This window comes from Rothia sp. HMSC069D01, assembly GCF_001810135.1.
Classification (GTDB): domain Bacteria; phylum Actinomycetota; class Actinomycetes; order Actinomycetales; family Micrococcaceae; genus Rothia.
On record NZ_KV800099.1, the window covers coordinates 33912 to 57190 of the forward strand.

The 23279-nt window shown below is 60.9% G+C and carries 20 protein-coding genes and 1 tRNA gene; 13 read left to right on the forward strand and 8 right to left on the reverse strand.

All coding sequences use genetic code 11. The features are described 5' to 3' along the window. Positions 1-160 precede the first annotated feature (160 nt). On the forward strand, positions 161-700 hold the full coding sequence (locus HMPREF2710_RS04055) for a dehydrogenase (protein WP_070599649.1): 540 nt from the start codon (positions 161-163) through the stop codon (positions 698-700). 218 nt (positions 701-918) lie between these two features. Next, on the forward strand, positions 919-1794 hold the full coding sequence (locus HMPREF2710_RS04060; protein ID WP_049358271.1) for an HpcH/HpaI aldolase/citrate lyase family protein: 876 nt from the start codon (positions 919-921) through the stop codon (positions 1792-1794). 126 nt (positions 1795-1920) lie between these two features. Here HMPREF2710_RS04060 and HMPREF2710_RS04065 read toward each other — a convergent pair whose 3' ends face one another. Both HMPREF2710_RS04065 and HMPREF2710_RS04070 read right to left on the reverse strand, forming a co-directional pair. Beyond that, positions 1921-2187: a hypothetical protein gene (locus HMPREF2710_RS04065; protein WP_005504446.1), complete on the reverse strand. Its 267-nt coding sequence runs from the start codon at positions 2185-2187 to the stop codon at positions 1921-1923. 105 nt (positions 2188-2292) lie between these two features. Then, positions 2293-2367 (reverse strand) — tRNA-Thr (locus HMPREF2710_RS04070). Positions 2368-2687: 320 nt separating this feature from the next. On the opposite strand from HMPREF2710_RS04070, the gene HMPREF2710_RS04075 reads away from it, so the two are divergent. Then, positions 2688-3452 (forward strand): DsbA family protein, encoded by a 765-nt coding sequence (locus tag HMPREF2710_RS04075; protein ID WP_070599651.1) that lies wholly within the window; start codon positions 2688-2690, stop codon positions 3450-3452. Next, positions 3452-4240 (forward strand): spermidine synthase, encoded by a 789-nt coding sequence (locus HMPREF2710_RS04080; protein ID WP_070599653.1) that lies wholly within the window; start codon positions 3452-3454, stop codon positions 4238-4240. Before HMPREF2710_RS04075 ends, HMPREF2710_RS04080 begins: the two co-directional genes overlap by 1 nt. A gap of 102 nt (positions 4241-4342) precedes the next feature. Here HMPREF2710_RS04080 and HMPREF2710_RS04085 read toward each other — a convergent pair whose 3' ends face one another. Continuing rightward, positions 4343-5317 carry an EamA family transporter gene (locus HMPREF2710_RS04085; protein WP_070599655.1) on the reverse strand — a complete coding sequence of 325 codons (975 nt, stop codon included), beginning with the start codon at positions 5315-5317 and terminating at the stop codon, positions 4343-4345. Between the two features lie 188 nt (positions 5318-5505). Then, positions 5506-6567 (reverse strand): EamA family transporter, encoded by a 1062-nt coding sequence (locus HMPREF2710_RS04090; RefSeq protein ID WP_012902817.1) that lies wholly within the window; start codon positions 6565-6567, stop codon positions 5506-5508. A 271-nt stretch (positions 6568-6838) separates the two neighbouring features. Between HMPREF2710_RS04090 and HMPREF2710_RS04095 the strand changes: the two genes are divergently transcribed. Continuing rightward, positions 6839-7720 (forward strand): hypothetical protein, encoded by an 882-nt coding sequence (locus tag HMPREF2710_RS04095; RefSeq protein ID WP_049346152.1) that lies wholly within the window; start codon positions 6839-6841, stop codon positions 7718-7720. Between the two features lie 109 nt (positions 7721-7829). Here the strand turns inward: HMPREF2710_RS04095 and purB are convergent, their stop codons facing one another. Beyond that, complete coding sequence (gene purB, locus HMPREF2710_RS04100) at positions 7830-9263, reverse strand: adenylosuccinate lyase (RefSeq protein WP_070599657.1); 1434 nt, start codon at positions 9261-9263, stop codon at positions 7830-7832. A gap of 291 nt (positions 9264-9554) precedes the next feature. On the opposite strand from purB, the gene HMPREF2710_RS04105 reads away from it, so the two are divergent. The 6 genes from HMPREF2710_RS04105 (at position 9555) to HMPREF2710_RS04130 (ending at position 18000) form a co-directional block, all read left to right on the forward strand. Then, positions 9555-10148 (forward strand): ABC transporter substrate-binding protein, encoded by a 594-nt coding sequence (locus HMPREF2710_RS04105; RefSeq protein ID WP_070599659.1) that lies wholly within the window; start codon positions 9555-9557, stop codon positions 10146-10148. A 19-nt stretch (positions 10149-10167) separates the two neighbouring features. Then, positions 10168-12456, forward strand: coding sequence for an extensin (locus tag HMPREF2710_RS04110; protein WP_070599662.1), 2289 nt, complete (start codon positions 10168-10170; stop codon positions 12454-12456). Between the two features lie 272 nt (positions 12457-12728). Further along, positions 12729-13856, forward strand: a complete 1128-nt coding sequence (locus tag HMPREF2710_RS04115; RefSeq protein WP_070599663.1) for a histidinol-phosphate transaminase — start codon at positions 12729-12731, stop codon at positions 13854-13856. A 413-nt stretch (positions 13857-14269) separates the two neighbouring features. Continuing rightward, the gene (locus tag HMPREF2710_RS04120; protein ID WP_070599665.1) at positions 14270-15436 is read left to right on the forward strand and encodes a thiamine pyrophosphate-dependent enzyme; all 1167 of its coding nucleotides are present in this window, start codon (positions 14270-14272) and stop codon (positions 15434-15436) included. Positions 15437-15438: 2 nt separating this feature from the next. After that, entirely contained in the window at positions 15439-16425 is a 987-nt protein-coding gene (locus HMPREF2710_RS04125; RefSeq protein ID WP_049327015.1) for an alpha-ketoacid dehydrogenase subunit beta, read from the forward strand. A 99-nt stretch (positions 16426-16524) separates the two neighbouring features. Continuing rightward, entirely contained in the window at positions 16525-18000 is a 1476-nt protein-coding gene (locus HMPREF2710_RS04130) for a dihydrolipoamide acetyltransferase family protein (RefSeq protein WP_070599667.1), read from the forward strand. A 175-nt stretch (positions 18001-18175) separates the two neighbouring features. Here the strand turns inward: HMPREF2710_RS04130 and HMPREF2710_RS04135 are convergent, their stop codons facing one another. Genes HMPREF2710_RS04135 through HMPREF2710_RS09460 form a run of 3 tightly spaced genes read right to left on the reverse strand, consistent with a single transcriptional unit; the run spans position 18176 to position 20133 of the window. Continuing rightward, positions 18176-19288, reverse strand: a complete 1113-nt coding sequence (locus tag HMPREF2710_RS04135; protein ID WP_070599669.1) for a hypothetical protein — start codon at positions 19286-19288, stop codon at positions 18176-18178. Positions 19289-19321: 33 nt separating this feature from the next. After that, complete coding sequence (locus HMPREF2710_RS04140; RefSeq protein WP_049363518.1) at positions 19322-19984, reverse strand: sugar O-acetyltransferase; 663 nt, start codon at positions 19982-19984, stop codon at positions 19322-19324. Next, a complete protein-coding gene (locus HMPREF2710_RS09460) occupies positions 19984-20133 on the reverse strand; it encodes a hypothetical protein (RefSeq protein ID WP_005504480.1) in 150 nt (49 codons plus the stop codon). The genes HMPREF2710_RS04140 and HMPREF2710_RS09460 overlap by 1 nt, the downstream gene beginning before the upstream one ends. 147 nt (positions 20134-20280) lie before the next feature. On the opposite strand from HMPREF2710_RS09460, the gene HMPREF2710_RS04145 reads away from it, so the two are divergent. Both HMPREF2710_RS04145 and HMPREF2710_RS04150 read left to right on the forward strand, forming a co-directional pair. Next, positions 20281-22047 carry a long-chain-fatty-acid--CoA ligase gene (locus HMPREF2710_RS04145; RefSeq protein ID WP_070599671.1) on the forward strand — a complete coding sequence of 589 codons (1767 nt, stop codon included), beginning with the start codon at positions 20281-20283 and terminating at the stop codon, positions 22045-22047. Between the two features lie 316 nt (positions 22048-22363). Next, positions 22364-23248, forward strand: a complete 885-nt coding sequence (locus tag HMPREF2710_RS04150; protein WP_070507239.1) for a MetQ/NlpA family ABC transporter substrate-binding protein — start codon at positions 22364-22366, stop codon at positions 23246-23248. The last annotated feature ends 31 nt before the right edge of the window (positions 23249-23279 follow it).

The window sequence follows — 23279 nt, forward strand, 5'->3', positions numbered from 1 at the left end:
ATCTGGGTTTGAAATAAACAGCTGACTGCTGACATCTCGTCACTAAAAGAAATTTAGGGTAACCTAAGCATAGGGAGGTTTGCGGGTCGCCGCAGAGCCCATCACCGGCAACCTCCACCGACCAACAAACACGGCACACACACCACGCAGAGGAGGACGTATGGGACTTAAAAGCTACCTGCAATCGCGCCGCGACGACGCCGAACTCGGCAAAGGCATCTGGCGCCGATCCCACGACCGGTTCATTCGCGGCATTGACCGCTTCCACCAGGTCCTCGAACGCCTAGCGGCAACCGATTCGTCCGCCTCCATGATTGAGCTCATCGTGCCGGACGCAAACGCGCTCGCCGACCTGATTCCGCGCGTGCGTGCAGTCGCTATGGAAGCGCACCGCCTCGCCCCCAGCGACGGCGATATTCCCGCCTCCCCGTTCGGCACCTACTCCGACCTGAACCGCGCCCTCTCCAAGGCAGGTAACGCCGTGGCACTCTGCGCCGAAGCGCTCGCCATGGCACGTTGCTTCGGCAACTGTGCCACCGGATGCGACCGCCAGGTGAGCGTGCACCGTCGCGTGGAAACCGTCATCCAGCACATTGAGGATGCCGAACGTCTGATTCAGCGCGCCCAGAAGGAAGCCGCCGGCAAGCTGACCTTCGACGATGGAATCCCCGTGGGCCGCACCCAGCTGATTGAGGCATAACACAGGGCCTAAATTGCGGTCAACAGGCGGGTTAGTTTGATGTGCACCTCAACAGGCGATACGCTTAAAGAAGAGGTGTAGGACACTTCTTATGCGGTTCCGTCACAATGGAGGTGACGACACAATGCGATGGTACGCGCGGAAGAACCGCAGGCTTTTTCCTGCCCCTCTACGGCACAACCCAATGCATATACAATTCACGGAAGAAGTCACACACCATGTTTGAATTCCACCGCAATGAGCGTGCGCGTCAGCTGCGCCCCAGCCTCTCTCGTTCCTGGCTCCTCGTGCGCGCCAACTCCACTGAAGAAGTTTTTGAAGAGGCCTTCGAATCTGAGGCTGACTCCATCATCATTGACCTCGAAGACGGCTGCCCCGCCGAAGAGAAGGACGCCGCCCGCGAACAGGTCGTCCGTATGCTCAACTCCGGCGTCGTCGCATGGGTGCGAATCAACGCCATCACCACCGAACACTGGTGGAAGGACGTCAAGGCCCTCAAGAACGTGAAGGGCCTGCGAGGCGTCATGCTCGCCACCGCAGAGCACGCCACCGACATTGACCGCACCGCAGCCGAGCTGCCCCCCGGAACCCCCATCATCGCGCTGATCGAGTCTGCACTCGGTGTGCACCACTCCGTCGAAATTGCGCGCGCAATCGGCACTTTCCGCCTCGCATTCGGTGCAGGCGACTACCGCCGCGACACCGGCTCCTCCGCAACCCCCATGGCGCTCGCCTACGTGCGTTCGCAGCTGGTCATCGCCTCCACCCTGGGTGGTCTGCCCGGCCCCATCGACGGCCCGACCCTCGGCGCATACGGCGCTGACCTCTCCAAGGCATGCGGCTACGCGAACGACCACGGCATGACCGGTAAGATCACCCTCGACATTCGCCAGGCTGAGACCATCAACGCGGCATTCTCCCCGAGCGAGCTCGAAATCGAAGAAGCACACCAGATGCTCGACGTGCCCCTCGACGGCCCCCGCGACGGCTCCTACCTGCCGCGCTACCTGCGTGCAAAGAAGGTCAAGGAACTCGCCAAGGTCTACGGCCTGTGGGGCAAGACCGACAGCGACTTCCAGCGCGCATCCAAGTAAGGCGCTGGTCTAAAGTACACACGTAAAAAGCCGCGCATCCGACCCCCGAGCGGGGAACCGGATGCGCGGCTTTTGTCTGCCTGAAACCTCACGAGGCTACAGCCTGGCGGGCTGCTGGTCGGCGGTCTAGTTGCGGGGCGATTTGCCGCCCGTCAGCGCATGAGCGCACACGTACGAAGTCACCAAGGAAATCACAATCGGCACCAGGAACGAGGTGTCATCCTCATACACGGAACGGTAGAAGAACCACACCGCCAGGGAAACCACCAGCGCCAGCACGTACACCAGAGCAAAACGCATCGTGGGGCTCATCGGGCGTGCAGAGCCCGCAGCGGCGCGACCTGCCTGCGCACGGCCACTCTGGCGCTTAGCGGATGCGGATCGAGAAGACATGAGAATCTCCTAAAGTTCGACGGTGACATCTTCGAGAAAACGACAACTCTCAGATGCTAAAAACCGCCGCAACACACCGGAAACCGGCACGCGTTACGGCGGATGTGGAGCCCCCAGTGGGATTCGAACCCACGACCTTTTCTTTACGAGGGAAATGCTCTACCCCTGAGCTATAGAGGCGCATATGCTGCCGTTCTCAACTGCCCGAAAGCAACCGGTGAACAGTGCATACCCCGCAATAGTACCAAAAAGGCGGGGGAGAGGCTAATTACTTTCAACACCGGCCCCGCAGCTGGGAGCAGGCGACAGGGCGGCTATGGTGTGCACTGCATTCACCCCGCAAACCCGCCCGAAGATAGGGAAAGTTCAGGGCAGAGGCATACAATAAACCCTATACCCACGGCGGCTGACAGCACCTCAGAGTGCACATCAACCACAGATTAATCAACCACAGATGTAGCAAACAGGCCAGCCCGCCACCCGTAGAGAGAGGAACCACCATGACTTCACCCCTCAACCGCCGCACCCTGCTACTGGGCGTAGTGCCCGCCGCCGCCCTGGGGCTGAGCGCATGCGGTTCCAGCTCCTCCCAGCCTTCCGCATCGGCGTCTGCGAGCGGTTCGGCGAGCGCATCTGCAAGCACCGCCGCTACCTCGGCAAGTGCATCCGCGAGCGCTTCGGCATCCGCTGACCCTTCGGGTACTGCTTCGGCAACCGCCGATGACGGCTACGTCGGTTACCGCCTCAACCGCGAAGTACCCGGTGCAGGCACCGCAACCCTGTACACCGACTACCAGTGCCCCTACTGCGCTAAGGCAGAACCTAAGTTTGAAGAAGCCGCCAAGAAGCTTGACGGCATCATGAACGTGACCGTGCGTCACATGCCGCTGAACATGCACGCCAACGCCGTACCCGCCGCGCTCGCCGTAGAAGCCGCAACAGCTCAGGGTAAGCACGTCGAAATGGCGAACAAGCTCTTCAACACCCAGAACGACTGGAAGAACATCAAAGAGCGCGACAAACTGCGCACCCTCTTCAACGACTACGCCAAGGAACTGGGCCTGAACACCGAAGAATTCGACAAGGTCCTGCTTGCCTCCGACACCGTCAAGCCCGTTCAGCGCGACTACGAGCACGCCGTGAAGATTGGTGTGAAGGGCACCCCCACCTTCGCCGTGAACGACAAGGTCGTTGAGGGTCTGGATTCTTCCTCCTCGGTGGACGACCTGGTCAGCACCTTCAAGCGTGAAGCTGGCGTGAAGTAGTGGCGCACATTCAGCTCTCCGGCGGTCAGCGCGCCGAAATCCACCCGGACGGGTTCAGCGACCACGGCTACGTCCTCGAAATCGGTGGCGCCGAGCAGTCCCACGTGGACGTGCAGAACCCCGACTACGTGTTCTACGAGTACCTGCGCCGCATCGCAAACGCGGTGGATGCGCTCGCACCCGCCGGCGAACCCATCACCGCCGCACACCTGGGCGCCGGTGCGCTCACCCTCGTGCGTTACATTCAGGCGACCCGCCCCGGCTCCCGCCAGGTTGCCGTGGATATTGAGCCCGAGCTCATGGGCTTCGTGACCGACCGGTTGCCGCTACCCGCCGGCACCGACTGCCGGCTGGTGGTGGGCGATGCCCGCGAGCAGCTGGCCCACCTGCCCGAACTGCTGGGCGTGCCCGGCTTCGACGCGATTATCCTCGATATTTTCACCGGCATGGACGCGCCCGCACACCTGGCGAACCGCGACTTCTACCGCGAACTCAAGGACGCCCTGAGTGAACGCGGCATGGTCGCCATCAACGTGGGTGACGACGCGGGTCTGCCCTTCTTCCGCCTGCAGGCAACCGCCATGCTGGAAGTCTTCGACCACGTGTGGTGCCTGTGCGAGAGCTCGATGCTCAGTGGCGAGAACGAGGGAAACCTCGTACTGATCGGTACCTCCCGCGAGCTGGACGAGGACACGCAGGATCTGCTGTACGCGATGGGACCGCATCCGGCGGAGGTGCTCACCACCGACGAGCTGCGCGACCTGCTGGACGAGCTGGCCGAGAGCTAAAACTGAAACATAAAACCGTTGAGGCGGGTACCAACCAGGTACCCGCCTCAACGGTTTTGTATATGGGTTTTCTCTATGCCGCGCGCCGGCAGAATCTTGGTTTTATTCGGGTAGCGGCACGGGAACGGGGTCCTCACCGTCATCCTTCTGTTTGGGGGAATCGCCCTTCGTGGTGGTGAGCGTAATACCCACACTCGCCGTCATCAGCAGACAGATTGCCACCCAACGAATCGGGCCGGTCTCCTGATCCAGCAACGCCCAACCGGCAATCGCCGCAATCGCCGGTTCCATGCTCATCAGCACACTAAACACCTGCTGCGGCAGGTTACGCAGAGCCATCAGCTCCGCGCTATAGGGAATCACCGAAGCGAACATGGCGGTACCAAAAATCATGAGGAGCAGCATCGGATCCTGCGCCGCATTCCAAATCGGCTGAGGCGCCGGAACAACCGCCGCCACCGGGGCAATAAACGCAGCACCAACAAGCATCGCCACCGCCAGGCCGCTCGCACCCGGAACCAGGGCACCCACCTTCGCGCTAGAGCGAATATACAGCGCCCAGAACACGCCAGCAATCAGCGCGAACGTCAGACCCAGGTAGTCGGTATCCTTACCGACCGCCGCCTCATAGCCGAGCACCAGCATGCCCGCCAGAGCGCAGAGCACCCACACCGCGTCGCGGAGCCTGCGCGTCAGCATGGACGCCAACGCCAGCGGGCCCAAGAACTCCACCGCAACCGCCAAACCAATCGGGATGCGGTCAATCGCGCAATAGAAGAAGCCGTTCATCAGGCCGAACGTCATACCGAAGATGATGACGGCATGCCACTGCTCCTTCGACCACGACAGCGCACCCGGCGGCATTTCGCCGCCGCGGCGGGTATGCCAACGCGCCGCCAACCACACGGCGCTACCCACCACAATGGAAGCAATCGCCAGGCGGCTGACACTAATAGCCAGAGCGCCAAACAGCGGGAAAAGAGTAATCGCGAACGCGGCACCGAACTGCAGCGATGAGCAGGACATCAGCACAAACATAATGCCCAGTGCGGGGCGTTGAGATGAAGTATGCGGCATGATTCTCCTTCCTGCGCCTCACAAGGCGGTACTTCTCCACGTGTGCATGCTGTGCCGCTACGGGGCAGAACGAACGCTCCAATAGCGCCGTTTAAAGAGCGCGCCCCCCCCGGGCAACACGAGATACTATCCTACTCGTTACCCGGGGGGGGGGCTAGAAGCCGTTGACACGGCTACAGTTCAGTAGATTAGAGGCCCTTCGCCTCACGGTCAGCCTTAATCTGTTCAGCCGACGGAATCGTAATAGAGTTAGTCGCCATCTGCGCAATATCCACCGCGTGCGCATCCACCGCACCCGGCAGGTAATGGTCCGCATCCTCCAGCGTGCCGTCCTCCTGCGCCTTCTTCTGCGCACGAGCGTGAGAAATCGAAATACCGATACTCGCCGCCACCAGCAGAGCAATAGCAACCCAACGAACCAGGCCGGTAGCCTCACCAAGCATCACAATACCCACAGCCGCCGCAATCGCAGGCTCCAGGGACAGCACCACGCTATAAATGTGCGCGGGCAGCAGACGCAGCGAAGAAACCTCACCCAGCGCCGGCAGGGCAGAAGCCAGCAGACCCATCAGGCAGCCAATAGCCAGCAGGTGCACATCCTGGGTGACCTTCAACAGGTTATTGCCGCTTATCAGGAACGGGAACGGCAGAACCAGCAGGGTAGAGACAACGTTACCCACGACCATGCCGCCCATACCCGGAATCAGAGCGCCAACCTTCTCAGTCGCCAGAATATAGGCGGCACGAGAAATAGCGGTCAGGATTGCGAAAACCACACCCATCAACGCGAAATCTTCAGGCTTCGCCTGGGACTCAGCAGTCAGAATCGCCATGCCCGTAAATGACAGAGCAATCCACACCAGGTCCAGCTTACGGCGCGACATAACCGTCGCCAGCACCAGCGGACCCATAAACTCAATAGCCACCGCAATTGCTAGCGGAACCTGCTCAATAGCCACATAGAAGAAGGCATTCGCACCGGTCAGGGCGACACCGAGGACAATGACCGCCATCCACTGCTGACGGGTCCACGAACGAATCTGCGGGCGGAAGAACACCCACAGCAGGATAGAAGATGTCAGCAGGCGCAGAGCGACCACGCCCCAGGGGCCCAAATCGCCCATGAGCTGCTTGGCAAGAGCCGCACCGAACTGCGCCGAAATAATCGCGCCGGTCGCGTACGCAACACCCAGCCCCTGAGTCGCCAGGGGAGAACGCGCAGCATTGGGCGTATGGGTGGAAGAAGTCATAGTATTCCTTAGGATTCAGAAGAGGTATTAGCCGCTATCTGTCATCAGGCGCAACCCGAATCTCCGTGAAGCAGGTCACGCACTATGCAAACAATGAATAGTGTGTAATCTACGACAATTTTACGCGCTTTAAAATTGGGCGCAAATAAAGACCAAAACACCCTAACAAGCGATCAAAAACCTCCACGCCCTCGGTGAAATTTCACCCCCCAAACCCCACCACAGGCCCCATATTCAGGAAAAATTCACCAAGCCGTGATTTACTGAGAGCATGCTTGACCCGAAGAAGTCTCTATTCGATGAAGACGGCAACCCCCGTCCCGCACTGACCACCACCCTCGACAACGTACTGCGCATGCAACGACCGCTCGCGCTGTCCATCGTCAAAAAACTGCGTGAAGCACACCCCGACGAAACCCCCGAACAAATCCACAAGCGCCTCGACCGCACCTACCTGCGTGACATCACCGCCATCGGCGGCGTCACCGGCGCATCCGCATTCGTGCCCGGCGTCGGCACCGTCACCTCCATGAGCCTGTCCGCGCTCGCAGTCGGCGGCTACCTCGAACGCACCGCACTCTACGCCCAGGCAGTCGCAGAACTGCACGGCGTGCACGTACACGACCCCGAAACCGCCCGCTCCATGGTCATGGCAATCATGCTCGGCGAAGAAGGCTCCCAGCTCATGAACACCGTGCTGCTGCAGACCGGCAAGGCAGGCGGTGTCTCCAACAAGTGGGGCATGCTGCTCGGCAACTCCTCCAGCGGCAAGATGTTCAGCGTCGAACGTACCATCCGAAACATGTTCATCCGCCGCTTCCTCACCCGCCAGACCGGTGCACTGCTCGGCCGTGCCCTGCCCTTCGGCGTGGGCGCAGTCGTTGGCGGTGGCGCGAACCTGACCCTCGGCAAGGACGTCGTGCGCAACACCCGCCGAGCCTTCGGCGACGCGCCCGCCTACTTCCCCGCAGAGCTCATGATTACCCCGCGTGCACCGCGCGTACAGGGCGGCGAAGGTTCGGACGGCTCCTCCGGCGTGGCTGGCTCCCTGCTCAAGGGCGTCAAGGACGCAGGTAAGGCTGTAGGCAAGGTCTTCACCCGCGACAAGGGCAACGACACCGAAACCGGTCACCACCGCATGCTCGGCCGCTAAAATCCTCGCCGGTCATAAAACCGGAACATAGCGAAGACCCAACACGCTAAAGACCCCGAATCCCTGAATGCAGGGACCCGGGGTCTTTTGTTTATATCTTTGCTACGGACTAAGCGTTCTTCGCATGGTCCAGCAGCTGAGCCGCAATACCGTTATAGGTGTGCGGAGTCAGAGCCGACAGACGCGCCTCAGCCTCGGGGGAGAGGCCCAGAGTAGCCACGAACTCCTTCAAGCGAGCGGCATCCACGCGGTGACCGCGAGTCAGCTCCTTCAGACGCTCGTACGGGTTCTCCATGCCGGGAACACCCGCAATAGCCTCAGCACGCATCACCATCTGGATCGCCTCAGCCAGAACCTCCCAGTTGGAATCCAGATCAGCAGAAATAACGTCGGTCGCAATATCCAGACGCTGCAGACCCTTCACCACATTGGAGATAGCCAGCACCGAGTGACCAAACGCCACACCAATATTGCGCTGCGCCGACGAGTCAGTCAGGTCACGCTGCCAACGAGAAGTCACCAGAGTCGAACCCAGCGAATCCAGCAGAGCGTTGGAGAGCTCCAGGTTAGCCTCCGCATTCTCAAAGCGAATCGGGTTCACCTTGTGCGGCATAGTCGACGAACCGGTCGCACCAGCCACCGGAATCTGACGGAAGAAACCAATCGAAATGTAGCTCCACACATCGGTGCAGAGGTTGTGCAGCACACGGTTGAAGTGAGCGATATCCGAGTACAGCTCAGCCTGCCAGTCGTGCGACTCAATCTGAGTGGTCAGCGGGTTCCAGGTCAGGCCCAGGTGCTCCACAAAACCACGAGAAATCTTCTGCCAATCAGCGCTAGGCACCGACGCATAGTGAGCAGCGTAGGTGCCGGTCGCACCGTTAATCTTGCCCAGGAACTCGATAGCCTTCACGTGCTTGACCTGGCGCTTCAGGCGGTAGGCGAGCACGCCCATCTCCTTGCCCAGGGTGGAGGGGGTTGCCGGCTGGCCGTGAGTGCGGCACAGCATCGGTACATCGCGGCCTTCCTCAGCCAGCTTCAGCAGAACCTCAATCAGCTCCTCAGCGGCGGGGATCCACACGTTCTCAACGGCGTCCTTGATACCCAGTGCGTAGGAGAGGTTGTTAATGTCCTCGGAGGTGCAGCCGAAGTGAACCAGCGGCACCAGGTGGCCCAGGCCCAGGCCCTCCAGGCGGCGACCAATGTAGTACTCAACCGCCTTCACGTCGTGAACGGTGACTGCCTCAATCTCAGCCAGCTCCGCCACAGAATCAGCGTTGAAATCGGTCACGATGGCGCGCAGGCCCTTCTTCTGCTCCTCGCTCAGCGGGGACAGACCCGGCAGCACCTCGTGCTCGCACAGGTAAATGAACCACTCAACCTCAACGTGGATGCGGTCGCGGTTCAGAGCCGCCTCAGAAAGGTAGTTGGTCAGGGGTGCGGTCACGGAAGCGTAGCGTCCGTCCAGGGGGCCCAGCGCAAGTTCGCCGGTGCCCAGATCAATACGGCCAGAAGGCAAGAAGGTGTTATTGGTGTGAGACATAACTCTATTTTTGCATGAATTCGCCGAAAAAAAGAGGCGGGCAGAGCATATGGACGTGATGGGCGGCTTGGCTAGTTGCAGAAATATGACAAAACGAGGGGGTACGGAGGGGGCATTTTTCGGGTGATAAGGGGCAAAAATGTGCGAATTTTTCGAAACAAGCCTGAGTTATCCACAGGTTGGCGTACTCCGCCTGCACGGTCACCGCAACAGATTTAGCCTAAAACAAACCCAAACACAGGACAGAAACAGGCGCATAAACAACCAGTCCAACCATCGAAAGGACGCCCCATGAACACAATCGTCGACACCGCACCGCCTCCCGCACCCCAGCTGCCCCGCATCGAACCAACCGATATCCTCCGCGCAGCAGGACACATGGGCATCGGCACCGCCGCCGGCCACGCCCTCGCCACTCAGCTCATGGCAGCAGCCGCCCTCGCCCGCGCCAAAGGCGCAGAACTCGCTCACAGGATGCGCACCGAAGCCCAAGAAATCCGCACCGCACACCAACGCGCCAACGAACTCAACGGCGACCGCTGGGCATCCGAAGCCGGACGCGCCTACCGGCGACAACTCGAAGAGCACCGCGAAAAAATCCGCCACCAAGCCGAACAAGCCGAAGGCACCGCCGCCATGATCGCCGCCGCCGGAGAAGAACTCGCCAACGACCTCACCGGCAAAGCGCAGGCAATCAAAGTCGCCGCCTCCGCCGTAGATAACCTACTCGGCAAACTTGCCGACGGTGCCGCCGACGCCCTGGAAAAACTCAACCCCGGCGAAATCATCGCCCGCTCAGGCGTGCAAAAAGCCCAGTCAGCGCTCGATTCACTCATGCACGTGAATCTGCCCGACGGGCTGAGCTCGCTCATCCGAACCCACTAACCTCACCCTAGGAGACACCATGATTACCGGACCCACCGTTGCGCCCATCGGTGACCTCAGCAACTCCGCAGGGCCCACCGCAGGCACCATCAGCGTTGAGCTTGAAGAAATGCCCGCCATCGCCGACGGGCTCGACACCGTCAGCCGCACCTGCGCTGACCGCACCATGCCCATTCTTGGCATCGCCGCTGAAACTCGTCTTTTCCTCGGCATCAACGGACGCGCCCAGCAGGCTGCCGCCCTCTGCACCGGCCTCGCTGCAGAGCTCGGTATTAGTGCCGCAAAGTTCGGTGCCACCGCAGTCGCTGTCCGTGTAGCCCACAGCTCCTACCTGCAGACCGAAAGTATTGTCGCAGGCTGGTTCGACTCCATGGGCATCGCAAAGGACGGCAAGCTACCCGACGGACGCAGCACCCGAGACCACCTGCGTGGACTCATCGCTGGAGAACCCGGCGAAGCTAACTACCTCTTGAAGCTCACCATTCCCGAGCTTGGGTACTTCTCGGCATCTCGGACGCTGCCGTATTCGCCTATAGTCGCGGGTATTCTCTTTGGCTTCACCGCCTATATGGACGCATTATGGAACCCTGAAATTGCCCATCAGCGAACAATTGACCGGGTTGCAGACATGTTTGGCATTCCGCGAGGACTTGCTCGAAAGGCACTGGGAGGTGGCTTATTTAGTATCTTCAGTATCGTCAAATCTGGAATCGATACCTATCTTGGCACTAAGGCTCATAATATTCGGACCGCTTCCGCCGATGCATACGGTATTGCTACGCATCGTGGTGAGAAAAGCCAGCTTTCTGTAGGTGCCAGCTCAGATCGTCTTCTTGCGGCTGCTAAGGCACAGGATCAGGAATTTGAGCGTTCCCGGCAAAACCCCTCGACCGCTGAACGTAGTGCCGTGCTCGTCACCGTCATGTACGAAGCAGGGCACGAAGGCGACCCCGCCCATGCCCTGTATGTGGTGAGCGTTCCGGGTACCAACTTTAACTCCTGGGGCGGATCCATCATAGATGTCCCTGGTGCCGAACGCGAAGCATTGGGCAAAGATACCCTGGAAAACCCCGCCTATCAGATGGTTTTGCAAGCCCTCCGCGATGCCGGCGCGCCTCAGGGCGCACGCGTGTACATGGAGGGTTTCAGCCAGGGCGCCATGATTGCCTACAACATGGCGAATAGTACTGAAGTCGCTAAAGAAATCAACATTGTGGGTATCTACGCCCAAGGGGCTCCGCTACGAGGCTTGCCCGCCAAACGCCGTGATTTTGCTGTGGACTACGTGGAAGGAGAAGGAGACTGGGTTCCTGACTCAGCGGTGAATCCTCTTGCCCAAATTTTCGGGGGAACATGGAGTCCTGATGAACGCGATACAGTAATCACCGTCAATAACCCTGAACATCATGGCGAGAATTACCACGAAGCACTAAAACGTGAAGGGCATAGTGGCAAGGTGCCTGGCGGCATGCGCGCTGCAATGGAGGGTAAAGAGTACGCGCTGGGGGAACAGAAGGTAACCTCAGCCTCAAGCCTGCCGGACGGTCTGCCTCCCGCTCTACGAGTGGGTATAACTATCAAACGTACCGAGGTCTACGGCGGGGCAGCCCTTGCATCAGGAACTGTGCCTGGCCCCTTGGGTATAGCTGAGCTGGCTGATGAGAAGCCAGGCGAGCGTCTGGGGCGGGCAAAGCGTGGTATCGAAGATACCGTCCCCGCCGTCATCGAGGGCGTCAAAAAGACCCTCCCTCGCCCCGAGCCGACTCCGCAGGAGAAGCCTCAGGCCCCGGAGCCTGCATGGCCCGAAACCCCCGTGCCGCCGATGCCCAAGGTGCCCCTCCTGCAGGGATACAACCCGCAGAATATTCCGCCCGCCATCAATATGCCGGCGGACCTGAATCGTCCGGAGCCTGCACCCATCAAGCTGCCCGCCCGAATCGAGGCAGAAGGTCAGCTGCCTCCTGCAGGTCTAATCCCGCCGGATATTCTGCCCAAACCCGCAGACCTGCATACTCACATCGAAAAGGCTGTTACTCAGCCAATCATCGATCGCCTGCAGCTCCCTAATGCTGGTTCTGTGCTCAAGGATCCGTTCCTCGGGCCCCGACAGGGCGGAGACTACGACGGCGGTAAGCCGCTCATCCCGACCCTGCCGGGCCTGAAGCCTGCGCCCATGCTCCCGCCTAAGAGCATTGACCCCGGGTTCCTCGCACCAACTCCACCCGAGAACATCGACCCCGGGTTCCGTGCCCCAGGCCCTCCCGAGGACCTGACTCCCATCGAGGAGCGTGAACCCCTGATGGTCTAAACACCGAGTCCAAAGAACCAACCTCAAGGACTCGGTATCTCAAAGACTCGGTGGAGGGTGGAGGGGGCGAGTAGAGTAGAGAAGAGAAAAGGAGGGACGCCACCGGGAACAACCCCGGCGGCGCCCCTCCATCTTTGCGTACAGCTTTTGCATGCAGTCTTTGCGTACAGCGCTCGCGGCCAGTATCTGCTGCCTGCACAGCTGCAGCTGCGACCTGCTCTCCAGGTGAGAAGCGTTAGCCTCCGAGCCGCCCGCAGGCACATACTGGAACCATGAGCCAGTCAGCTGAACACGCCAACATCCCGGTCCGCCCCGTCTTCAACACCCTGCCCAGCTACGCGGCAGGCAAGCCGCCCGCACCCGTTGAAGGCCTCACCCAGTACAAGCTCTCCTCGAACGAGAACCCGCTGGGCCCCGTACCCGAGGTTGCGCGCGTCCTCGCAGAATTTGCGACCGTACACCGCTACCCCGACCCGCTCTCCACCGCCCTGCGACAGAAGCTCTCCGCACGGCTCGGCGTGGACGCTGACGACATCGTCACCGGTGCCGGAAGCCTCGGTGCGCTCAACCAAATCCTCAAAACCTTCGCCGGCGTAAACGCCGACGGCGTGCAGGATGAAGTCATCTACGCCTGGCGCTCCTTCGAGGCATACCCGATCCTCGTCGGCATTATGGGCGCTCGCAGCGTGCAGGTGCCGAACCTGCCCGACGGCTCACACGACCTGGACGCCATGGCGGCAGTCATCACCGACCGCACCCGCCTGATCCTGGTCTGCACCCCCAACAACCCGACCGGCCCCGCCGTCACCGAAAGCCAAATCCGTGCGTTCCTGGAGAAGGTGCCCGCCCACATCCCCGTGGTGATTGATGAGGCGTACTTCGAGTTCTGCGCCGCCTCCACCGTGCCGGAAGGTGAAGAAGCCCCGCTGAACGGCCTGGACATCTACCGCGACTATGAGAACGTCATTATTCTGCGCACCTTCTCCAAGGCGCAGGGCCTGGCGGGTCTGCGCGTGGGCTACTCGATTTCGCACCCGCAGATTACGCAGCACCTGCGCGTGGCGGCAACCCCGTTCGCCGTGACGGCGCTGGCTGAGGCGGCGGCTATCGCCTCCATCGAGCATGAGGATGCGGTGATGGAGCGCGTGAGCCACCTGGTCTCTGAGCGTGAGCGCGTGACCGCCCGCTTGCGCGAGCTGGGGTACGAGTTCCCGAGCACCTACGCGAACTTTGTATGGCTGCCGCTGGGGGAGCGCACGGGTGAGTTCGTGCAGCTGATGGCTGAGCATGCGCTGTCGGTGCGTGCGTTTGGTACCGAGGGTGTTCGCGTGAGTATCGGTGAAGTGGAGGCGAACGACCGTTTCCTCTCGCTCTGCGAGGTCTTCGCGAAGGGTCTCTAGAGCCTCTTGTGAAGGGGCGGGAGTGCCCACCCTGCCCTGTTTGAGCCCTAATTGAACAATGTACTATTTTCCCTTGTCGAGGTTTGTTTGGGCTTTTCAAATGGTTCTCGCGCGGAAAAAATGATGACCCGAAAAAGCTCTCAATAGTTAAATTAAACCTCCCGTATATTCCTGAAAAAGAATATATGGGAGGTTTAATTTAATGATGTTCAAATAGTGAATGACAGGGCATAATACGCTGTGTTATCAGCGTAACTGCCGCGAGATAAAGCCGAAAAGAGTAGACTGGTAACTATATATGCCCAGACCCTCACAGGCTTGCCGGAACACCTCAAACCCTGCACCATCAGGTGAAAGTTGAGACTAAAACCCAAGTCGCTGAGGGCCAAGCCCTCGTCACGTGTGGAGGTTAGATGCACGAGAACGACAAGTACCCGGGAGTGCCCGAGCGCATCCAGCTCATGGATGAGAACGGCACCGTCCACGAACACCCCACCTTCAGCCGATACGTCAAAGACGTCGATGGTGATACCCTGCGCGAGGCCTACCGCCTCATGTACACCACCCGCCGCTTCGACGACGAGGCGACCGCCCTGCAGCGCCAGGGCCAGCTCGCCCTGTGGGTTCCTAGCCGAGGCCAGGAGGCCGCGCAGGTCGGTTCCGCACTGGCCTACGCCCCCAACGACTACATCTTCCCCTCCTATCGTGAGCACGCCGTCGCCCTGGCGCGCGGTGTGGATTTCCGCGACCTGATTACCATCTTCCGCGGCACCACCACCCACGGTTGGGACATGAAGGCCCACAACTTCCACACCTACACCAAGGTGCTGGCCGCCCAGACCCTGCATGCCGTCGGCTACGCCATGGGTCTGAACTTCGATGCCGATATCGAGGCTGAAACCGGCAAGCGCCCCACCGGCCAGGGCCAGGCCACCGACCCCGCAACCGACGCTCAGAAGCCCGCCGTCGCGGTCTACTTCGGTGACGGCTCCTCCAGCGAGGGAGACGTTCACGAATCCATGGTCTTCGCGGCCTCCTACGACGCCCCGGTGCTCTTCTTCGTGCAGAACAACCGCTGGGCCATCTCGGTTCCCTTCGAGGTGCAGTCGCGCGTGCCGATTTCGACCCGAGCCGCCGGTTACGGCTTCGAGGGCCTGCGCGTGGACGGCAATGACATCCTGGGCGTGCTCGCGGCAACCCGCTACGCCATGGAGAAGATTCGTGCCGGCGAGGGCCCCGTGCTCATCGAGGCCGAGACCTACCGTCTGGGCCCGCACACCACTGCCGACGACCCCACGAAGTACCGCACCGAGGCTGACCTTGAGGGGCCGCTGCACCGCGACCCCATGATTCGCCTCGAGAAGTACCTGCGCGAGCAGGGCTACGCCGACGATGCCTTCTTCGAAGAGGTTGCAGAATCTGCGCAGCAGGTCGCGAACGGCGTGCGTGAGGCAGTGCTGAACTCTGAGGTTGCCGACTTTGAGTATTTCTTCGACCGCGTCTACGTGCAGGAACACCAGCAGGTGGAAGACGACCGCGAGTTCTACCGTAACTACGTTGCAGGCTTTGAAGAGGAGTAAGCATGAGCGAGAAAATTGAACGTTTGACCCTCGCCAAGGCGATTACCCGCGGCCTGGAAGACGCCATGGAAGCCGACCGCACCGTCGTCATGCTCGGTGAGGATATCGGCAAGCTCGGTGGTGTGTACCGTGTGACCGAGGGCCTGCAGGCGCGCTTCGGTAACCGCCGGGTCATGGATGCGCCCCTGGGTGAGTCCGGCATTATCGGCACCTCCATCGGTATGGCACTGCGTGGCTACCGCCCCGTGCCGGAGATTCAGTTCGACGGCTTCGTGTTCCCCGCCTACAACCAGATCACGAGCCAGCTGGCGAAGATTCATAACCGCACAGACAAGCAGTACACGGTGCCGGTGACTATCCGCATTCCGTACGGTGGCGTGATTGGTTCGGTGGAGCACCACTCCGAGTCCCCGGAGGCGCTGTTCGCCCACACCGCGGGTCTGCGTATTGTGACCCCCTCGACCCCGCACGAGGCGTACTGGATGACCCGCAAGGCGATTGAGTGCCCCGACCCGGTCATTATTTTTGAGCCGAAGCGCCGCTACTGGCTCAAGGGTGAAGTGGACTTTAGCGACACTTCCTTTGATCCGTTTAGCGCCCAGGTGGTGCGTGAAGGTACGGACGCGACCATCGTTGCGTACGGTCCGCTGGTGCCGGTTGCTCTGGCTGCCGCAGAGGCTGCCGTGGAGGATGGCCGTTCGATTGAGGTTATTGACCTGCGCTCGATTTCGCCGCTGGACGTGCCGACCGTTGCTGCTTCGGTAGCGAAGACTGGCCGCCTGATTGTCGCGCACGAGGCGCCGACCTTTGGCGGTATGGGTGGTGAGCTGGCTGCGGCGATTACGGAGCGTTGCTTCTACAGCCTGCAGGCGCCGGTGATTCGCGTGGGCGGCTACTACATGCCGTACCCGGTGTCCCGTGTTGAGGAAGAGTACGTGCCCGATATTGACCGTATTCTTGAGGCGGTTGACCGCGCTTTTGACTACTAGGCATTCCCTGATCTGACGTATCAGCGTGTTGCGCTATGGCGGGTTGCGAGCCCGCACAGAATATTCCGTATAGGGTATATGCCCTAGTGAGAGGTAAAAATGTCCCAGATTTTCCCGCTCCCTGACGTGGGTGAAGGCCTGACCGAAGCAGAAATCCTCAGCTGGAAGGTGGCAGTCGGCACCGAGGTCGCCATCAACGACGTCCTCGTCGAAATTGAAACCGCGAAGAGCGTTGTGGAACTTCCCTCGCCCTTCGCCGGCACCGTCGAGGCGCTGCTCGTTGCCGAAGGCGAAACCGTTGAGGTGGGCACCCCGATCATCAGCATCTCCGGCGGCGACAACGCACCCGCCACCCCGGCGGCACCCGCCGCGGCAGAGGCTGAGTCCGGCACCGCACTGGTCGGCTCCGGCCCCAAGGCGGACGCTGTGAAGCGTCGCGCCCGCAAGCGCCCCGCCTCCGCAACCCAGCCCGCACAGGCTACTGCGGCACCGGTCGCACCGGCTGTTCAGGCACCCGTGGCGCACACCCCCTCCGACCCGGTGAATCGCAACCAGGGTCTGCTGAGCGAGCTGGCTGAGCGCGCCTCCCGTTTTGTGGAGAACACCCCGCTGAACTCGATGGTGCAGCGCCTGGCACCCGAGCCCGCAGCAGCTCCCGCGCCGACTCTGGCTCCCGAGCAGGTTCCGCACCGCCCGACCCTCGCGCCGCCTCCGGTGCGTCTTGCCGCAAAGGAGCTGGGTGTTGACCTGGCGAACGTGACTGCTACCGGTGCGCGCGGCCAGGTGACCAAGCAGGATCTCATGAACTATGTGGCGCACCTGAGCGACGTGCAGCATAGCGGCGCCCGCCAGCCGTTCTGGCAGCCCGCAGCCACCCCCGGTGACCGCATTGAGCGCATCCCGGTGCGTGGCGTGCGTAAGGCTACCGCGAAGGCGATGGTTTCTTCGGCGTTTAGCGCCCCGCACGTGTCCATCTTCGTGGATGTTGATGCCTCCCGCACCATGGAGTTCGTGAAGCGCCTGAAGAAGTCCCGCCACTTTGAGGGCGTGAAGGTCACCCCGCTGCTGGTGCTTGCTGCCGCGGTCATTTGGGCTGCTGAGCGTAACCCGCAGGTCAATGCGACCTGGACCGATAGCGAAATCCAGATTAAGCACTTCGTGAACCTGGGTATTGCTGCGGCAACCCCGCGCGGCCTGATGGTCCCGAACATTAAGGACGCTCAGGAGCTGTCCCTGCGTGAGCTGGCGGTTGCGCTGAACAACCTGACTACTCGCGCCCGTGAGGGTAAGACTCAGCCCGCTGAGATGGCGAACGGTACCCTGACCATTACGAACATCGGTTCGCTGGGTATTGATACGGGTACCCCGATTATTAACCCCGGTGAGGTGGCGATTGTTGCCTTCGGTACGATCAAGCAGAAGCCGTGGGTGGTTGATGGTGAGGTTATTCCTCGCTGGGTGACGACCCTGGGTGGCTCCTTCGATCACCGTGTGGTGGATGGCGACCTGTCGGCTCGTTTCATGGCTGATGTGGCAGCAATTCTTGAGGAGCCTGCACTGCTGCTGGACCACTAGGCGGCACATTTTAGCTAGTCAGTGTCGTATTGCTGGGTGGCTGAGGCTGTTGAGGATACAGATATTTAGATACAGAAAACCTCCGGTACCTTACGTAAGGTACCGGAGGTTTTCTGTACGGTTTATCCCTATCGCAACGAGGCGCGGGCGCTTAGAAGACTAGGTGTCCAGAAGCCTAGGCGTCCTCGCGTGCCACCTGGTCACTCGGGTACTTGTCCACGCGGCGGTGGTACAGACGTCCGCACAGGCCGCCGAGGATAGCGCCGAGGAAGCTCAACGCCAGAACCAGCAGAACCGCGAGCAGACCGTTCGCGAAATCGCCCGCAATCAGCTTCTGCAGGGACAGGGACGCGACACCGTTCTGGAACAGTTGAGGCGCGAGGAAGGTTGCCAGGGACCCGATAATGAGCGCCATAATCTGCCAGAGCCATACGGCAATGCCCTGCTTCGCGCCGGCGAATCGTGCCATGCGTCCCGCAGCATAACCGCCCACCAGGTAGGCGAAGAAAATGAGCACACTCAACGCCACCGCGACCGGCACGGCGTTCGACGCGCCGCTGAAGAGTCGGGAGACCACCGAGGCGTACTCGATGGACTCGCTCTGACCGGTCAGGGTCAGCCACGACTGGATAGCCCACAGGCCACCGTCCATGAGGGAGATGGTGATTAGCCAGCCGAGCAGACCGGGTAGCAGGTGCATGCGGGAGTAGCGGCTCTTCTGCATGGACAGCGCGGTTGCGGCGGTGAGGATGGGTTCCGAGCCAGCGGCATCACCTGCGGGGGCGGGGATGACGAAGTGGTCATCTGCCGCGGGGGCAGCCTGCGGGGCGCTGGGTGCCGCATGGGCGTTGCCGGGTGCGGGCACCTCGTAGCTTGCCGCGGGGGCAGGCGCGGTAGCGGGGGCAGGGGTTGCGCCGCCGCGTACGTTGTCCGCGCTGGGGGTCGCGGGCTTGTCGAGCCAGCTGAGGTTGTCGGTAGCGGGTTCGCCCAAGTCAGCACCGGAGTCTGCACTTTGAGCGGCGCTGTTTGCGGAGAGGACCGGCTGGGTTGCGGTAGCCGCCTCGGTGAGGGGGCGGGTCGCATCCTGCGAGGACTGCGCGGAGGACTGCGCCGAAGAGGCCGCCTCGCGCGCCTTTTCGTGGGCGCGGCGTGCGGCGTTCAGGTCCTCATCGGTCAGAACCACGGTGGGGTCGTCGGAGGAGAATGCCGCCTCCCACAGGTCACTTTCGGTGGGGGAGGACGCCGCGGTGGCCGGGCGCTGCTGCGGGGTGTTGTTCTGTGCGTTCATTAAATCCTTTGGATTCTAGTCCTGGGTGCTGATTTAGCGGTTGCGGTCAGCGTAGAAGGCGCGTGCTTCTTCCAGGGCTTCTGCGGAGTAGGTGTGCGGGTATGCCGGGCGTTCGTTCTCGTCCAGGGTGCGGATGACGCGGCCGGGGTTGCCCACCACGAGGGAGTTTTCGGGGACATCCTTGGTGACGACGGTGCCCGCGCCAATCACGGAGTTCTTGCCGATGGTCACACCGCCCAGGATGATGGCGCCGCCACCGATCCAGACGTTGTCTTCAACGGTGATGGGCTCGCCACCTTCCCAGTATGCGGCGCGGTCGATCGGGTTGAGCGGGTGGGTGGGGGTGAGGAACTGTACGTTGTTGCCGACGAGCACGGTGGAGCCGATACGGATCGGGCAGACGTCCAGGAAGACGCAGCCAAAGTTGAAGAAGGAGCCGTCACCAATATAGGTGTTCACGCCGTAGTCGAAGCGTGCGCCCGGGCGGATGTGCGAGTGCTCGCCCAGGTGGCCGAGGTGTTCACGGTAGACGTGCATTGCCTGTGCCTGCTCGCCGCGTGCGTAGTGTTCTTCGGCGAGGACGGTTGCAGCGTGGATGCGCTTAGTCTGCGCGGCGCATTCGGCGTCGGGCATGTAGGCGGCGCCGGAGACCATGCGGTTGAAGATGTCGCCGTTGGGGCGCTGCGGGGTGTGCATTAGTGGGCTCCTCCCAGAAGGTAAGCAAGTGCGATGATGGCCATTCCGAACAGGATGACGACTCCTCCGGCGATAGCGAATCGTTTGGAAATTTCGCGGAGGAGCTTCTTGAACTGTTCGTCAGTGATGTCTTGCTGTCGTTTACTCATGCTTTAAGTATCCCAGAGTTGCTTGGGTTTACCTTAGTGTTTCGGCGTTTATTGCGGTATCTGGGGCGGGTGTACCGTGTGATTTTCAGCGTGGAAAGAAGCGCTGCTGAGTTGAAGCGTGAGGGTGTAGGAAGGCACAATCAATGCATGACTGAGGCTCAGAAGAACACGAACCTGCAGGATGCGGCGGCACCTGCATCCCCCGCTGGCGCGTCGGCTGGTGCGCATCCGTTGGCGCATCGCCCCTGGTTGAAGAATTATTCTTCGTGGACTGCCCGCGATATTGAGCTACCCGAAACCTCGCTGAGCCACCTCATTGACGAGGCGGTCCGCACCGTACCCCACAAGGTGGCGCTGGAGTTTTTTGGCGCGACCACAACCTACGTTGAGTTGGGGGACCAGATTGAGCGTGCTGCGGAGGGTCTGCGTGTGGCTGGTGTGCAGGCGGGTGACCGTGTGGCGCTGATTTTGCCGAACTGCCCTCAGCATATTGCGGCGTTCTACGCGATTTTGCGTCTGGGCGCGATTGTGGTGGAGCATAACCCTCTGTACACGGGCGCGGAGTTGCGCCACATGTTTGAGGATCACGGCGCGAAGGTCGCGATTGTGTGGGATAAGATCGCCTCGCATATTACGGGTCTTCCGGCGGATATCCGCCCGAACCATATTTATTCAGTGAACATGATTTCGGCGATGCCCGCGCTGATGCGTACCGCGCTGAAGCTGCCGTTGAAGAGCGCGCGTGCTTCGCGCGAGAAGCTGACCGGTCCTGCGCCGGGTACGGTGTCGTGGGCTCAGCTGGTGAAGAGCGAGCGTATTGACCCGTCGCATCGCCGCCCGACGGCGCACGATATTGCGCTGCTGCAGTACACCTCGGGTACGACCGGCCTGCCGAAGGGCGTGATGCTCACGCACCGCAACCTGGAGTCTAACGGCCGCATGGGTGAGGCATGGATTAACCCGGGTGATGACGAGGTGATTTACTCGGTTCTGCCGCTGTTCCACGCGTACGGTATGACCCTGGGCGTGACGATTGCGTCGCTGTGCCGTGCCCGCCTGGTGCTGTTCCCGACCGTGGACATGGACCTGATTTTGAAGGCGATGAAGAAGACCCGCCCGACCATTCTTCCTGCGGTTCCGCCGGTGTACCGCCGCCTCATGGATGAGGCGAAGAAGCGTGGCGTGTCCCTGGAGGGTATCCGTTATGCGGTTTCTGGTGCGATGAACCTGCCGCCTGAGCTGGTTGCCGAGTGGGAGGAAGCGTCCGGCGGTTTCATGGTGGAAGGCTACGGCCTGACCGAGTGCGCGCCGCTGGTGTCCTGCAACCCGCTCAATGACACTCGCCGTGCCGGTTTTATTGGTGTTCCGTTCCCCTCCACCGATATTCGTGTGGTGGACCCGGAAACTGGCGAGGATGTGCCTGATGGTGAAGAGGGCGAGCTGTGGGTGAAAGGCCCTCAGCGTTTTGCCGGCTACTGGAAGCGTGAGGACGAGACGGCTAAGACCATCACCCCCGAGGGCTGGTTGCGTACCGGCGATATTGTGCGCCTGGATGAGGACTACTTCATTCAGATTGTCGACCGTATTAAGGAAGTCATTATTACCGGCGGTTTCAACGTCTCCCCGACGGAGGTTGAGGTCGCGCTCAAGCAGCACGACATGGTCGCGGATGCGGCGGTCGTCGGTATTCCGCTGCCCGCCGGTGGCGAGATGGTCGTTGCCGCTGTGGTTGCCGCCCCGGGCCGAGTGGTGCAGGAGCACACTCTGCGCGAGCACTGCTATTCGAAGGTGACCCGCTATAAGGTTCCGCGCCGCATCGTGGTGGTGGATGACCTGCCCCGTTCGATGCTGGGTAAGGTTCTACGCCGTAAGGTGCGTGAGCAGCTGATTGCTTCGGGCGAGTTCGATCAGTAGTACTGGTTGATTCGCCGCCTGCTCGTAATGAGTGGGTTAGATGGACGCTGGCTTGGGTTTTTGTGCCCTTGCCGGCGTTTTGTGTGCGCCTGAATACACCGGTAATGACGCTTTATAACCTGGAAATAATCACCGCATGACGAAATATGACAAAATATGACGACCTTGACGTTCTGTGTCTCATGAATAGCTCTTAACTTCCACACCCGCCCCCGCCCGTGCTGTAATTGTCCCATCATCATTCCCATCGGACGTGCTAATACCAACGTCAGCACCCGGTGGAACGCATCATCATTCAACAGAAAGATTCATAGCCGTGAAGAAGTTTGCTGCTGCACTCGCAGTTGTCCCCATGGTCTTTGGCCTGGCAGCCTGCGGTTCCACCAACTCCTCCTCTTCCTCCTCTTCCGCATCCAAGAAGGTCACCATCGGTGTGGTTGGCTCTGAGAAGTTCAACAAGACCCTGAAGGAAGAAGCTAAGAAGCAGGGTATCGACATTGAGTACAAGGAGTTCAGCGCTTACACCGAGCCGAACCCCGCACTGGACGCCGGTGACATCGACATGAACCGCTTCCAGCACATCGCGTACCTGTCTAACTACAACGTGAGCGCTAACAAGGACCTGCAGATTGTCGGTCCGACCGTCATCTACCCGATGGCTCTGTTCTCCAAGAAGCACTCCAAGTTGGCTGACATCCCCCAGGGCGGCGAGATCGTTATCCCGAACGACACCGTGAACGAGGCACGCGCACTGAAGCTGCTGAAGACCAACGGTCTGGTCACCTTCAAGAACGCTGACGTTGACGCACCCACCATCGACGACGTGGACACCGCTAACTCCAAGGTGAAGGTCACCCCCGTCGACGCAACCCAGACCGTGGTTGGCATGGAGTCCGCTGACGGCGCAGTCGTCAACAACGACTTCCTCAAGGATGCAGGCCTGAAGCCCGCAGACGCACTGGCTCAGGACGACCCCAAGACCGACCCCTCGGCCATCAAGTATGTGAACCTCTTCGTTGCTCAGAAGGACAAGGCTGACGACGAGACCTACAAGAAGATCGTCGAACTCTTCCACTCGAAGGCCGTCATGGACGTCGTTCAGGAAGAGACCCGCGGCACCGCTGTTGAGGTCAACGTGAGCACCGACGAGCTGCGTCAGTCCCTGGCTAACGAAGAAGCCAAGCTGCGCGCCAAGAAGTAATCTTCTGAATACACGCCTCTTCTAGGCATAC

What these genes read in the sequence shown, in the direction of transcription:
- HMPREF2710_RS04075 (WP_070599651.1), top strand. Translation starts at nt 2,688, where the DNA reads ATGACTTCACCCCTCAACCGCCGCACCCTGCTACTGGGCGTAGTGCCC.
- HMPREF2710_RS04135 (WP_070599669.1), bottom strand. Translation starts at nt 19,288, where the DNA reads ATGAACGCACAGAACAACACCCCGCAGCAGCGCCCGGCCACCGCGGCG.
- HMPREF2710_RS04055 (WP_070599649.1), top strand. Translation starts at nt 161, where the DNA reads ATGGGACTTAAAAGCTACCTGCAATCGCGCCGCGACGACGCCGAACTC.
- HMPREF2710_RS04125 (WP_049327015.1), top strand. Translation starts at nt 15,439, where the DNA reads ATGAGCGAGAAAATTGAACGTTTGACCCTCGCCAAGGCGATTACCCGC.
- HMPREF2710_RS04065 (WP_005504446.1), bottom strand. Translation starts at nt 2,187, where the DNA reads ATGTCTTCTCGATCCGCATCCGCTAAGCGCCAGAGTGGCCGTGCGCAG.
- HMPREF2710_RS04090 (WP_012902817.1), bottom strand. Translation starts at nt 6,567, where the DNA reads ATGACTTCTTCCACCCATACGCCCAATGCTGCGCGTTCTCCCCTGGCG.
- HMPREF2710_RS04140 (WP_049363518.1), bottom strand. Translation starts at nt 19,984, where the DNA reads ATGCACACCCCGCAGCGCCCCAACGGCGACATCTTCAACCGCATGGTC.
- HMPREF2710_RS09460 (WP_005504480.1), bottom strand. Translation starts at nt 20,133, where the DNA reads ATGAGTAAACGACAGCAAGACATCACTGACGAACAGTTCAAGAAGCTC.
- HMPREF2710_RS04105 (WP_070599659.1), top strand. Translation starts at nt 9,555, where the DNA reads ATGAACACAATCGTCGACACCGCACCGCCTCCCGCACCCCAGCTGCCC.
- purB (WP_070599657.1), bottom strand. Translation starts at nt 9,263, where the DNA reads ATGTCTCACACCAATAACACCTTCTTGCCTTCTGGCCGTATTGATCTG.
- HMPREF2710_RS04060 (WP_049358271.1), top strand. Translation starts at nt 919, where the DNA reads ATGTTTGAATTCCACCGCAATGAGCGTGCGCGTCAGCTGCGCCCCAGC.
- HMPREF2710_RS04095 (WP_049346152.1), top strand. Translation starts at nt 6,839, where the DNA reads ATGCTTGACCCGAAGAAGTCTCTATTCGATGAAGACGGCAACCCCCGT.
- HMPREF2710_RS04115 (WP_070599663.1), top strand. Translation starts at nt 12,729, where the DNA reads ATGAGCCAGTCAGCTGAACACGCCAACATCCCGGTCCGCCCCGTCTTC.
- HMPREF2710_RS04130 (WP_070599667.1), top strand. Translation starts at nt 16,525, where the DNA reads ATGTCCCAGATTTTCCCGCTCCCTGACGTGGGTGAAGGCCTGACCGAA.
- HMPREF2710_RS04120 (WP_070599665.1), top strand. Translation starts at nt 14,270, where the DNA reads ATGCACGAGAACGACAAGTACCCGGGAGTGCCCGAGCGCATCCAGCTC.
- HMPREF2710_RS04110 (WP_070599662.1), top strand. Translation starts at nt 10,168, where the DNA reads ATGATTACCGGACCCACCGTTGCGCCCATCGGTGACCTCAGCAACTCC.
- HMPREF2710_RS04085 (WP_070599655.1), bottom strand. Translation starts at nt 5,317, where the DNA reads ATGCCGCATACTTCATCTCAACGCCCCGCACTGGGCATTATGTTTGTG.
- HMPREF2710_RS04145 (WP_070599671.1), top strand. Translation starts at nt 20,281, where the DNA reads ATGACTGAGGCTCAGAAGAACACGAACCTGCAGGATGCGGCGGCACCT.